This window comes from Caballeronia catudaia, assembly GCF_001544755.2.
In the GTDB taxonomy this organism is placed as follows: Bacteria; Pseudomonadota; Gammaproteobacteria; order Burkholderiales; family Burkholderiaceae; genus Caballeronia; species Caballeronia catudaia.
Window position 1 is genome coordinate 1 of record NZ_FCOF02000032.1, and the last position, 12,847, is coordinate 12,847.

Genomic DNA, 12,847 nt, shown 5'->3' on the forward strand with positions numbered 1-12,847 from the left:
GACTGGATTTCGTATGCGACTTCGTTTGCGCCGCCATGCTTCGGCCCGCGCAGCGCGCCGATCGCGCCGGTGATCGCCGAGTACATGTCGGACCCGGTGCCCGCGATTACGCGCGCCGTGAACGTCGATGCGTTGAATTCATGTTCGGCGTAAAGATTGAGCGACACGTGCATCGCATCGACCCACGACTTCGACGGCGCCACGCCATGCAGCAGATGCAGGAAGTGTCCGCCGATGGAGTCGTCGTCGGTTTCGACTTCGATGCGCTTGCCGTTATGCGAATAGTGATACCAGTACAGCAGCATCGAGCCGAGCGAGGCCATCAGACGGTCGGCGATATCCTTCGCGCCCGGCGCGTTGTGATCGTCCTTCTCGGGCAGCAGCGTGCCGAGCACGGAGACGCCGGTGCGCATGACGTCCATCGCATTCGCGGAAGCAGGAATCCATTCGAGCGCGGCCTTCAGGTTCGCGGGCAGGCCGCGCAAAGCCTTCAGCTTCGTTTTATAAGCCTTCAATTCGGCGGCATTCGGCAGCTTGCCATGCACGAGCAGATGCGCGATTTCTTCGAACTCGGAAGTCGTCGCGACATCGAGAATGTCGTAGCCGCGATAGTGCAAATCGTTGCCGGTCTTGCCGACCGTGCACAGCGCGGTATTGCCCGCCGTCACGCCCGACAGCGCGACGGACTTCTTCGGCTTGAAAGCGCCTGCGGATGCGGTGCTGTTGTCTGCTTCGCTCATTGATTCGTCTCCGTCACAAAGGTTATTTCTGCGCTGCAAAAAGCTGATCCAGCTTGTCTTCGTAGGCGTGATAGCCGAGATACTTGTACAGGTCGGCGCGCGTCTGCATCGTTTCGACGGCGGCTTTTTGCGTGCCGTCGCGCTTCACCGTTTCATAGAAATTCAAAGCCGCCGCATTCATCGCGCGATACGCACCGCAACAATACAACGCGATATCCACGTTCGCGCTCTTCAGTTCATCGACAGTGAAGAAGGGCGTCGAGCCGAACTCAGTGAGATTCGCGAGAATCGGCACGCGCACGGCGGCCTTGAAGCGGCGATAGTCGTCCAGCGTTTTCATCGCTTCGGGGAAGATCATGTCCGCGCCCGCTTCGACATACGCGACCGCACGCTCGATCGCGGCGTCGATGCCTTCGGCGCCCGCCGCATCCGTGCGCGCCATGATGACGAACGATTCGTCCGTGCGCGCATCGACGGCGGCCTTCACGCGATCGACCATCTCGCCGGTCGACACGACTTCCTTGCCCGGCCGATGCCCGCAGCGCTTCTGCCCGACCTGATCCTCGATATGCACGGCCGCGACGCCCGCCTTGATGAACGAGCGGATCGTGCGCGCGATGTTGAAGGCGCCGCCCCAGCCCGTGTCGATATCGACCATCAAGGGCAGTGAGGATGCGTCGGTGATGCGGCGCGCGTCGATCAGCACGTCTTCCATCGTGCTGATGCCGAGATCGGGCATACCGAGCGAATTGGCGGCCACGCCGCCGCCCGACAGGTACAGCGCCTTGAAACCGACGGCTTCGGCCATCTTCGCCGCGTAAGCAGTGATCGCGCCGACGACCTGCAACGGGGATTCTTCGGCGACCGCTTTGCGCAAGCGCGCGCCCGCGGTCTGCGCGGACTGTTTTTCGACACTCACATTCGTCTCCTGGAAAAGTCCGCATCTTTATGCAAATAGCTTGCCAGCTTTCGAGTTTTGGGTAAGTGCCTGATTTTTATGAATAAGCGAAATTCTGCGGACCATCGTGCTTTTCACGACTGAAACTTCATATTTCGAACCTGAAATGAAATGGCGCATACTGGACATACCTCACCGTGTCATTCAACGCAGACGATCATGCAAACGGAAACCGCGTCGCGCCCGCGCATCTGGGCTGTCGGCATCAGCCGGCTCAGGGAATTGTTCATCGATATCGCCGGCGCCTATGCCGACCGCGCCGAGCTCGACGTCGTGCCGCTCGGCTACGAGGACGCGGCGAACCGCATCGAAGCCGCGCGCGACGGGCGGCCGGATGTCGTCGTGGCAGGCGGCTCCAATGGTGCTTACCTGAAGGGCCGCGTGTCGGTGCCGGTCGTCGTCATCAGCCCGACCGGTTTCGACGTGATGCACGCGCTCACGAAGGCGCGGCGCGAGGGCGCGAGCGTCGCGCTCGTCACGCACGGCGAGACGCCCGCGGAGATTCGCCGGTTCCTCGCGGCCTACGGCATCGACATGATCTGCGAGTCGTATCGCTCGGCGCAGGACGCGGAAAATCTCGTGCTGGATCTGCGCGATCGAGGCGTCGACGTCGTGGTCGGTCCCGGCCTCGTCGCGGATCTCGCGGCTGATGCGGGCATGAGTTCGGTGTTTCTGTATTCGCGCACGTCCGTCGTCGGGGCGTTCGAGACCGCGCTGGAAGTCGCGCAGGCGATGCGCCACGAGGTCGCGCGCCGCAATCGCCTGGACAACCTGTTGCAGCATTTGCGCGATGGCGTCGTCGCGGTCGATGCGGGCGGTCGCATCGAAGCCATCAATCGCCGGCTGGCTAACGCGCTCGGCATCGCGGACACATCGCGCGCGGTCGGCCAGGCGCTGCTCAGTGTCGCGCCCGAACTCGATGGCGTGTTGCCTTCCACCGATGGCGATGTATTCGGCTCCGTGCGCGGCGTGAGCTATGCGATCCATCGCGGGCCGCTCGCGAGCGAAGGCGCAGCGGGCGGCACGATCTTCACGTTCCAGGAATCGCGCGCCGTCGAGCGGCTGGACCGGACGCTGCGATCGCGGCAGGGCGCGCAGGAATTCGTCGCGCGTTATCGGCTGGAGGATGTCGTCGGCGAGTCGGAGTCGATCGAACGGGTCAGAGCGCTCGTGCGCCGTTACGCGAAATCGGATGCCACCGTGCTGATTCTCGGCGAAAGCGGCACGGGCAAGGAAATGGTCGCGCAAAGCATGCATCGCCTGAGCCGTCGCAAGGACTTTCCGTTCGTCGCGATGAACTGCGGCGCCTTTCCCGAAGCGCTGCTCGAAAGCGAACTCTTCGGCTACGAGGAGGGCGCGTTCACCGGCGCGCGCAAGGGCGGCAAGGCCGGGTTGATCGAGGCGGCGCATCGCGGCACCTTGTTTCTCGATGAAATCGGCGAGATGCCGCCTCCGCTGCAAAGCCGCTTATTGCGCGTGCTGCAGGAACGAGAAGTCATACGCCTGGGATCGACGGAGCCGACGCGCGTCGATATCCGCGTGATTGCCGCGACGCACCGCTCGCTCGCGGAGGGTGTCGCCGATGGTTCGTTCCGGGCCGATCTTTTCTATCGCATCAACATCTTGAGCGTGGCGTTGCCGCCGTTGCGCGCGCGATCCAGCGACATCCTGCCCCTCGCGACGGCGCTGCTGGTGCAGGCCGCCCGGCGCGACAAGGCGCTCGCGTTGCGCGTGCCCGGCCGCGAAGCAGCGGCGCGCCTGCTCGCGCCCCTGGAGCCGGTGCTTCGGCGTTACCCGTGGCCTGGGAATGTTCGCGAGTTGCAGAACATCGTCGAGCGTATCGCGGTGGAGATCTCGGACATGGACGTCGACAGGGATGCAGTCATCGCATTGACATTGAACGAGCTGGAAGCGATCGCGCCCGAGGTGTTCGAAAACAGGTCCGACGAGAAAGCGGATCTGTCGCTTCGCGATCTGAGCCGCTCGGTGGAAGCCGATCAGGTCCGCGCCTCGCTGGCCGCATTCGGAGGGAATCGCGATGCGGTTTGCAAAGCGCTCGGCATCAGCAAGACGACGTTGTGGCGAAGGCTCAATGCGAAGTGAGCAGAGTGGTCGTTCGGACGCGTCCGTGGCCTGACAAACGTGTGTGACGACCGGTGGAGCTGTCTTGCTTTCGAAATCGATTTCGGGTCGTCGACGGCGAGGCGAACTGCGCCGCCGAGACCCGGCACGCGCACCGTCTTTTACTGCCCGCCCGAATAGACGTTGCAGAACGGCAGCGGCGTGCACCTGGAAGTTCCGCCCGCGGTCGTCCATTTCGAAGTCGTGCCGCTGGCGCTCTGGCCGGCCGGGGCGCCGCCATATGCCGAATCGCCGGAAGGCGCGATGGACTGCGCGTTCTGCTGCGCCGATGGCGGCATGGACTGAAGCGTGTCGGTCGGTTCCTGCGCCTGAGTCAGACTCCCGAGCGAAAACCCGGCGACCAACAACGCGGATATGAGTACGGTCTTCATGACGAACTCCTCAACGAAGGCTTTCTGTAGCCCGACGGTCCCTTATTCAGGACATGCGAGCGAACGCATGCCGAGCGTTGAATTGCATTCGCTTCGGCCTGAACCCGTTTGCAGAGGGAACAGATCGCGTTCGAGTTGCGTTTCTGGGAAGGACCTGAAACACGCGGGATGACACCGCGTGTGGCGCCCGAGGTGGCAGCAGCACCAGAAGAGTCGCCGGATGAGCCGGTGCACGCGAAAGAAGTGCACCTATCAACCTTATACCCAAGCCGGGAGAAAGTTATTCCAATGCGCGCGTCAGACGACAATCGACGCCCGAGCACTACAATTCTTACTGAAGCCGCGGTTTGGCGCGCTTCGATCGAATTGCATTCCGATTCCTGTCGATGCGATGAAAATCCTGGAGCGCCTGGGCGATCGCGGGGAGGTGACGAACGTGGCGCCGGGTATCGACGCCCTCAAGCAGAATCAGGCGATGGATGCGCTCGGCGACTGGCTCGTCGCACAGGGCGTGACCAAGCCCTGGCTTCAGGCGCCGAGTCTCGCGGGCGCGGGCATCCGGCAGGAGGAGCTCGGCCCGCTTGCAATCGCGTCCGGGAAAGACCACGTTTCAGGTGCGTCTGCCACTAGTGGCCACCTGATCAGCCATAGTCGCGCCCGCATCGCGGTTGCGCATGATCCAGTCGCTGAAGAGCTTGACCTTCGGCTGATTCGCGACACAGTCCGGGTAGACGAAGTAGTAGCGCGAACCGGTTTCGAGCACGGTCTCGAACGGCATGACGAGCCGACGGGCCGCGACGTCTTCGCTGACCAGCGTCCGGTCGCTGATCGCGACGCCGAAGCCCTGCATGGCGGCATTCGTCGCCAGATCGAGCGTTTCGAACGTGGGGCCGAGCGTCGCATCGATCTCGCTCGCACCCGCACGGTCGAGCCATAGCTTCCAGTCGCGATGATCCCGCGTCGGATGCAGCAGGGCATGGTGCGCAAGATCCGCTGCGGCGGCGAGCGGCCTGTCATTTAGCAGGTCCGGCGCGCACACGGGCGTGAGCTGCTCGTCGAAGAGCGGCACGGCGTGCACGTCCGCGCCGGGCGACGAGCCATAGATGATCGCCGCATCGAACGATTCCACCTGAAAATCGACGTCGTGCTGCCAGGTCGTCGTGATCTGCAGTTGCAGCTCGGGATGCTCGCTCTGAAAACGCATGATCCTCGGCAGCATCCAGCGCATCACGCAGGTCGGTACTTTCAGCGCGAGATCGGTGCGCTGGCGCGTGAGGCGCAACGACACCTCCTCGATACGCGCGAAGCCCTCTCTGACGACCGGCAGCAGCACGTCGCCTTCAGCCGTCAACGTCAAGCCCCTCGCGCCCCGAATGAAAAGGGGAAATCCGAAGTACTCCTCGAGGGCGAGAATCTGCCGGCTGATCGCCCCTTGCGTGAGGCACAGATGTTCAGCCGCGCGCGTGAAACTGCGATGACGCGCGACCGTCTCGAAGATCTGCAGCGCATTGAGCGGAGGAAGTCGTCGCATGGGGCGTGTCTCCGATCATGGATCGTGTCATGCGAAAAATAGTGTAGCAAGCCGGACGTGATGTTAATGAAGTATCTTGCCCAGAAAATCCCTGGCACGGTCGGACCGTGGATGGGCAAAGAATGCATCCTTGTCGTCGTCTTCGACGATGCGTCCGTGATCCATGAAGATCACCCGGTGCGCGACCTTTCTGGCAAACCCCATTTCGTGCGTGACGCACATCATCGTCATGCCTTCCTGCGCCAGCTCGACCATCACATCCAGCACTTCGTTGATCATCTCCGGATCGAGCGCGGAAGTGGGTTCGTCGAACAGCATGGCGACGGGGTCCATCGACAACGCTCGCGCAATCGCCACGCGCTGTTGCTGGCCGCCCGAAAGCTGCCCCGGAAACTTGTCCGCGTGAGCGCGCAGGCCGACTCGCTGGAGCAGGCGCAGCGCCTTGTCGGACGCCTCGTCTTTCGAGCGCCCCAGCACTTTCGTCTGTGCGAGCGTGAGGTTCTGCGTGATCGACATGTGCGGAAAGAGCTCGAAATGCTGAAACACCATCCCGACCTTCGAGCGCAGCTTCGACAGATTGGTCCGCTTGTCGTGGACGGACTCGCCATCAATCGTGATGCTGCCGCTCTGGAACGGCTCCAGGCCATTGACCGTCTTGATGAGCGTCGACTTGCCGGACCCGGAAGGCCCGCAGACCACGACGACTTCGCCTTTGCTGACCGTGGTGGTGCAATCGGTCAGAACCTGAAACTGGCCGTACCACTTCGACACGTTACCGATGGAAATCATGTGCAAACCCGCTTGAAAAGGACGTTGGTCACTGCGTCGAACCTCAGCGATGCCGGCCGACCCGGTACCGGCGTTCGAGCGCGCGCGCATACCAGGTCAGCGGAAAGCACATCGCGAAGTACAGCAGCGCGACGAGGGCGTAGATCGGGAAGGGGCGAAACGCTGCGTTGGTGATCATGGTCCCGGTCTTGGTCAGCTCCGTGAGCCCGATGATCGACGTGAGCGCAGTGCTCTTCACGACCTGCACGAGAAAGCCCACGGTGGGCGGCACGGCGATCTTCCACGCCTGCGGCCAGACCACATAACGCAACTGCTGCGTCCATGTCATGCCGAGGCTCGCCGCCGCGCTCCATTGACCGCGCGGCACCGCCTCCACGCAGCCGCGCCAGATGTCGGCGAGACAGGCGCCGGTGTAGAGCGTGAGCGTGACCGTCGCGGCAGCCCACGGCGACACGTCGACACCCAGCAACGGCAAGCCGAAGAAGCCGAGAAAGAGCTGCATCAGGAGCGGCGTGCCCTGGAACACTTCGACATACAGCACCACGAACCTGCGCAGCCACGGCAGCGGCGACACCCGCATCGCGAGCAGCACCAGCCCCGTCAGGCCACCGCCGGCGAACGCGATCAACGACAGCAAAACCGTCCAGCGCGCGGCGAGCAACAGGTTGCGCGCGATATCCCATAGCGTGAACTCGATCATCGTGAACGCTCCTTCGGAAGGCCCAAGCGCATCGAAAACAGATTGCGCCATCCACGTCGAGGCGCGCTCGCGACACTACGCGCGGTCCGTCCCGCGAACAGCCGCTTGCCGAGCCGGTTGATCAGCATGCGCAGCACGATCGACAGCAGCAGATAGATCGCGGTCACGATCACGTAGCATTCGAACGAACGGAAGTTGCGCGACTGAATGAAACTGGCGGCGTGGGTGAGGTCCGGCACCGAGATCTGCGATACGACCGCCGAGCCGAGCATCACGATCAGCACTTGCCCGAGCAACGCCGGAAACACGTTGGCGAGCGCCTGTGGCAACACGATGTGGCGGAATACGTGCGGACCCCGCAGGCCGAGCGCCATCGCGGCCTGGACTTGTCCGCGCGGAATCGAGTCGATGCCCGCCCGGACGATTTCTGTCGCATACGCACCGAGGTTCACCGTCATCGCGAGCACGGCGGCTTCGATCTCGCCGATGTGCACGCCAAGGCTGGGCAGCCCGAAGAACACGAAGAAGAGCTGCACGAGAAACGGCGTGTTGCGAATGATCTCGACATACGTGGCCACCGCGGCGCGAACCGGCTTCGACCCCGTCACGGCGAGGCACGCTCCGCCGATGCCGACCAGACCGCCCAGCAGCGTCGATACGGCCGTGAGGCCGAGCGTGACCGCGACGCCATGCGCGAGCACGTCCATGTAGAGGCCGAAGTCGCTGAAATCGAACGTGTAGGTCATCGAGGCGTCCTCGGCGTGCGAATGAGCGGAACAGCGCAGCGCATCAGAGATCGGCCGGCAGCGGCGCGCGCAGCCACTTCTGCGAGATGGCGTTCATCGTGCCGTCCTTCTTCGCGGCTGCGATGGCCTCGTCCACCTTCTGCTTGAGGCGCGGTTCGTTCTTGTTCAGGCCGACATGATCGGGCGAGCTGAAGAGCGAAAACTTCTGCTCGGGATCGTTCGAGGGGCGACGCGCGATGATCGTTGCGCCGACGTCGTTGCCCACCACGAGCAATTGCGTCTGCCCGGCCAGAAATGCGGAGATGGCGCCGTTCGGATCATCGAATCGCTTGATGGACGCGGACGGCGGCGCGACCTTGCTCACGCTCAGGTCTTCGAGCGTGCCGCGCGCGACGGCCACGCTCTTGCCGGCCAGGTCGCCCGCGTTCTTCACGGCCAGCGACTTCGGACCGAATACGGCCAGGTTGTACGGCGCATACGCCTGCGAGAAGTCGATCACCTTTTCGCGCTCCGGCGTCTTGCCGACCGAGAGCAGCATGTCGGCCTTATGGTCGGCGAGATAGGCCATGCGGTTGTCGCCCGTGACCTGGACCAGTTCGACCTTCGCGTTGAGCGTCTTGCCGATCAGGTTCGATACATCGATGTCATAGCCTTGCGGCTTCATGTCCGGCCCGATCGAGCCGAACGGCGGATAGTCCTCGAAGACGCCGATCCGCACGACGCCGGATTTGCCGATCGAGTCGAGCGCATCGGCCTGGGCCAGCGGCGCAAATGCGCAAAGGCTCGCGACGCCGGAGAAGGCGAGCGCGGCAGAGGTGCGCTTGAAGAAGCGCTGTACGGAAGTCGTCGTGTTCATGAGGGTGTCTCCTGTGACTATGTGTTGGTCGGCGTGAATCAGTGCGCGGTGCGTGCCGCGATGAGCTTGCAGGCATGCGGCGGCAATTCCGCGAAGATGGGCATGCCCACCTGAAGATCCGGCGTCTCGCGCGGGGTCGTGGCGGCGGTCAGCGTGAAGCCGGCGCAATCGATGGTGGCTTCGAGCGACGAGCCGACATCGCGGATGAACGCGACCTTGCCGGCCAGCACGTTCGGTCCCGGATCGGCGACGGCCGCCCGCATCGAAACGTCTTCAGGGCGGATCAGCAAGCGGACATCGCCTGCCGCGCCGCTCGTGCGCAGCGCGGCATCGACGATGATCTGCTGCCCGCCGGGCAGCCCGATGCGGTCCGGGCCGTCGAGCGTGACGGGCAGGATGTTGCCGAGCCCGATGAAATCGGCGACGAACTCGCTGACGGGATTGCGGTAGATGTCGAGCGGCTTGCCGACCTGCGCAATGCGGCCTTTTTCCATCACGACGATTTCGTCGGCCATCGTCATGGCTTCGCGCTGGTCGTGCGTCACCATGATCGTCGTGATGCCGAGACGTTGCTGCAGCAGACGGATTTCGACCTGCATCGCCTCGCGCAGCTTCGCGTCGAGGGCCGAGAGCGGTTCGTCGAGCAGCAGCAGCTTCGGCGACGACGCGATGGCGCGGGCAATCGCCACGCGCTGGCGCTGTCCGCCCGACAGCCGCGAGACCGGCCGGTCCGCCATGTGCGGCAACTGGATCAGGTCGAGCAGTTCGGCGACGCGCGCGGCTTGCGTGTCCCTCGCGACCCGGCGCAGCCGCAGCGGATACGCGATGTTCTGCGCCACCGTCATGTGAGGAAAGAGCGCGAGCGACTGGAACACCATGCCGAAATCGCGCTGGTTCGCGGGGACGTGCGTGAGATCGCGCCCGGCGAATGCGACCGTTCCCGACGATGGTGTTTCGAGACCCGCGATGATCCGCAGCAGCGTCGTCTTCCCGCAGCCGGACGGTCCGAGAAAGCACACGAGCTTGCCGTCGGGCACGGCGAGATCGACGTGATCGACCGCATATGCCGTGTGAAAGCGCTTCGTCACCGCCTGAAGTGTCAGATGAGTCATGAGGGTTCCCTGTTCAGAGCGCGACGCCTGCTTCACAGCGCGACGCCTGCGTCGCCGACCAGCTTTTCGAGCAGCCAGATCAAGGCGAAATCGATGAGCACGATGACGACCGCGAACGAGAACACGGTCGGATCGAGCGAGGACACGGTGCGGCTGTACAGCCAGATCGGCAGCGTCATCGTGTCGATGCCGTACAGAAAGAACGTCACCGTGAACTCGTTGAACGAGATGATGAAGGCGAACAGCATGCCGGCGAGAATGCCCGGCCGCATGAGCGGCAAGACCACGTCGACGATCGCGCGGCGCGGGCTCGCGCCCATCAGGCACGCGGCTTCCTCGAACTCCGGCCCGATCGACGCGACCGATGCGGCGCAGTTCTTCACCGTGAACGGCAAGGCAAGAATCACGTGCGCGATGATCAGCCGCAACATGCCGAGCTCGACGGGCAGCACGTTGAACACGAGCAGCAGCGAGAGCCCGAGCATCACGAGCGGATAGACGAGCGGCAGCGCGACGAGCTGTTCGATCACGGACTTGCCGCGAAAGCGGTAGCGCGACAGCGCGTAGGCCGCGGGCACCGAGACCGCGGTGGCGATGAGCATCGTCGAGACCGCGACGATGAGGCTCGTCGTCAGCGCGGCGCCCATCGAGAGCACGTCGCTGGCGTCGGGCGACAGGAAGGTGTGCCACGCGGCGTGATACCAGCGCAGTCCGAAGCTCTGCGGCGGGAATTCGAGCGTATCGGAATTGCCGAACGACATCGTGATCATCGTCAGGATCGGCAAGGCGGCGAGAAACAGCACGATGGTTGCGAGCGAGCTGGTCGCGCGGCTCAGCCGTCCCGGCATGACCGCGGAGAGACGCAGGGTATTCATGAGCAGGATTCCTCCGTGCGCTGCATGCCGCGCACGAGCCGTTGCGAAACCGACATGACGACGAGCGTCGCCACCATCAGCACCACGCCCGATGCCGACGCCGCCGGCCAGTTCAGGAGCGGCGCCACCTGGTCATGCACGAGCACGGCGAGCATGGGCACGCGGCGCCCGCCGAGCAGCAGCGGCACGGCGAACGCGCTCGCGTTGTAGGCGAAGACGAGCAGCGCGCCGGACACGAGGCCGGGCATCGCGAGCGGCAGGACGACGTGGCGCAGCGTCTGCCAGCGGGTCGCGCCGAGCGTCGCGGCGGCTTCCTCGTAAGAACGCGAGATGGCGCGCATCGCGCTCGCGAGCGGCAGCACGGCAAGCGGAAACGCGGTCTGGATCAGGCCGAGCAGCACGCCGTTCTCGCGGTAGAGCCATTGCAGCGGGCGGCGAATCACGCCGGCGGCGAGCAGCGCATGATTCAGCATGCCGGCCGGTCCCAGCATCACGAGCCAGCCATAGCCTTGCAGCAGCAGGTTGACGAGCAGCGGCAGCAGCACGCCCGCAAGCAGAAGACGGCGGGCGAGCCGCGACTCGGTGCGCGCCATCGCGAGCGCGACGGGAATCGCGAGCAGCACCGCGCAGACCATGCTTTGAAACGCGAGCTTGAGCGTGAGCCAGAGCGAACGCAGAAAGTACGAATCGGCGAGGTCCGCGTAATTGCGGAGCGTGAGCGCATGCCACTCGTTCCCCGACACGCCGAAGCTCATGCGCAGCACCGCGAGCGTGGCCGCGACGAGCACCGCGAGAAACGCGAGGATGGGCGCGAGCAGAATCCAGGGCGGCACCCTGGGCAACGCGGGAGCCGCCGATTGCCCGGAGGCGGCGCCCGCCATCGCTGACGTCCTGCGGCGGAAAGAGAGTGCGGACATGGATGTCAGGCCGAGAAGATTTCCGTATAGCGCTTGATCCAGGCCGGCTGCACTGCCGCGAGCGCCTTGTCGTCGTGCAGCACGGCGTTCTCCGCGATCTGCTGGGGAGACGGCACGAACGCGCGGCTTTCGGCGGGGATCACCGCCTTCGAGTTCACCGGGCCGTTCAGAACGTCGGCGGCCATGCGGCCTTGCACGCCGGCATCGAGCGAATGGTTGATGAACGCGTGAATCAGTTCGATGTCGCCCGGATGCGCCTTCGGAATCACCGTGAACATCAGTTGTGTCGCGAAACCTTCTTTCATGCCGTAGGTGACGGCCATCTTGTACTCGGGCTTGCGCAACTGATTGGGGAAGAACGCCGGCGAGTAGATGCCGCCGATATCCAGCGAACCGGTGCGAAAGAGATCCGCGACCTGATTCGGATTCTCGCCGAGCGTGAGCACCCGGTCCTTCAGTTGCGCGAGTTTCTTGAAGCCCGGCTCGATGTTCTGCTGCGAGCCACCGGCCATCTTCGCGGCGATGATCGCGAGATCGACCGCTTCGGCCCATTCCGGCGGCGGCAGGAAGATGCGGCCCGCATACTTGGGATCCCAGAGCGCCTCGTAGGTCGAGGGCGCCGTCTTGACCGACGACGTGCTGTAGACCAGCCCGTCCGACCACAGCAGATAGCCGATGCCGAAGCCATTGGCGCCGGTGCGGTACTGGGCGGGGACATCCTTCAGATTGGGCAGCCGGTTGAGATCGGGCTTCATCAGGAGGCCGGCATCCGCGAGGCCCGAGGCGCCCACGCCGGCGAGCGTGATGACGTCGTAGGTCGGCCGGTCGCCGGCCGCTTTCACTTTCGCCACCATGCCCGATGTGCCGTCGGCGCGGTCGGCGACGACCTGCGCGCCGGTCTTCTGACTGAAGGTCGCGGCGATGTTGCGCAGTGCCGCGGCGCCGGTGTCGTCGGACCACGTGAGCAGGCGCAGCGTCTTGCCGGCGAAGCTCTTTTCCTGCGCCCTTGCCGTGCTGATGAACGGCATCGGCAGGCTCGACGCGGCGAGCGCCAAGCCGATGGACTTGATGGCCTGCCTTCTGCCTCGTTTGATGTCTTGCATGGCTTGC

General features: G+C 64.3%; 13 protein-coding genes. 1 reads left to right on the plus strand and 12 read right to left on the minus strand.

Annotated features, from left to right (window positions below):
- Positions 1-740 (minus strand): citrate/2-methylcitrate synthase (locus AWB75_RS26105; protein ID WP_327219839.1); only part of this gene is annotated, 740 nt, incomplete at its 3' end.
- 22 nt (positions 741-762) lie between these two features.
- On the minus strand, positions 763-1,659 hold the full coding sequence (prpB, locus tag AWB75_RS26110; protein WP_061126932.1) for a methylisocitrate lyase: 897 nt from the start codon (positions 1,657-1,659) through the stop codon (positions 763-765).
- A 198-nt stretch (positions 1,660-1,857) separates the two neighbouring features.
- Between prpB and prpR the strand changes: the two genes are divergently transcribed.
- A complete protein-coding gene (gene prpR / locus AWB75_RS26115) occupies positions 1,858-3,801 on the plus strand; it encodes a propionate catabolism operon regulatory protein PrpR (RefSeq protein ID WP_061126933.1) in 1,944 nt (647 codons plus the stop codon).
- Between the two features lie 140 nt (positions 3,802-3,941).
- On the opposite strand, the gene AWB75_RS26120 is transcribed toward prpR, so the two are convergent.
- The 10 genes from AWB75_RS26120 to AWB75_RS26170 all read right to left on the minus strand — a co-directional run bounded on the left by AWB75_RS26120 (position 3,942) and on the right by AWB75_RS26170 (position 12,840).
- Positions 3,942-4,211, minus strand: a complete 270-nt coding sequence (locus AWB75_RS26120; protein ID WP_061126934.1) for a hypothetical protein — start codon at positions 4,209-4,211, stop codon at positions 3,942-3,944.
- Positions 4,212-4,821: 610 nt separating this feature from the next.
- Positions 4,822-5,742, minus strand: coding sequence for a LysR substrate-binding domain-containing protein (locus AWB75_RS26130; RefSeq protein ID WP_061126936.1), 921 nt, complete (start codon positions 5,740-5,742; stop codon positions 4,822-4,824).
- A 63-nt stretch (positions 5,743-5,805) separates the two neighbouring features.
- Positions 5,806-6,531 carry an amino acid ABC transporter ATP-binding protein gene (locus tag AWB75_RS26135; protein WP_061126937.1) on the minus strand — a complete coding sequence of 242 codons (726 nt, stop codon included), beginning with the start codon at positions 6,529-6,531 and terminating at the stop codon, positions 5,806-5,808.
- Positions 6,532-6,574: 43 nt separating this feature from the next.
- Positions 6,575-7,231: an amino acid ABC transporter permease gene (locus tag AWB75_RS26140; RefSeq protein ID WP_061126938.1), complete on the minus strand. Its 657-nt coding sequence runs from the start codon at positions 7,229-7,231 to the stop codon at positions 6,575-6,577.
- Positions 7,228-7,977 (minus strand): amino acid ABC transporter permease, encoded by a 750-nt coding sequence (locus AWB75_RS26145; RefSeq protein ID WP_061126939.1) that lies wholly within the window; start codon positions 7,975-7,977, stop codon positions 7,228-7,230. Before AWB75_RS26145 ends, AWB75_RS26140 begins: the two co-directional genes overlap by 4 nt.
- Positions 7,978-8,020: 43 nt before the next feature.
- Complete coding sequence (locus AWB75_RS26150) at positions 8,021-8,833, minus strand: transporter substrate-binding domain-containing protein (protein ID WP_061126940.1); 813 nt, start codon at positions 8,831-8,833, stop codon at positions 8,021-8,023.
- Positions 8,834-8,871: 38 nt separating this feature from the next.
- Complete coding sequence (locus AWB75_RS26155; RefSeq protein WP_061126941.1) at positions 8,872-9,945, minus strand: ABC transporter ATP-binding protein; 1,074 nt, start codon at positions 9,943-9,945, stop codon at positions 8,872-8,874.
- Positions 9,946-9,977: 32 nt separating this feature from the next.
- Entirely contained in the window at positions 9,978-10,820 is an 843-nt protein-coding gene (locus tag AWB75_RS26160; RefSeq protein ID WP_061126942.1) for an ABC transporter permease, read from the minus strand.
- Positions 10,817-11,701 carry an ABC transporter permease gene (locus AWB75_RS26165; protein WP_235012246.1) on the minus strand — a complete coding sequence of 295 codons (885 nt, stop codon included), beginning with the start codon at positions 11,699-11,701 and terminating at the stop codon, positions 10,817-10,819. The genes AWB75_RS26160 and AWB75_RS26165 overlap by 4 nt, the downstream gene beginning before the upstream one ends.
- Positions 11,702-11,742: 41 nt before the next feature.
- Positions 11,743-12,840 (minus strand): ABC transporter substrate-binding protein, encoded by a 1,098-nt coding sequence (locus AWB75_RS26170; RefSeq protein WP_061126944.1) that lies wholly within the window; start codon positions 12,838-12,840, stop codon positions 11,743-11,745.
- Positions 12,841-12,847 lie beyond the last annotated feature (7 nt).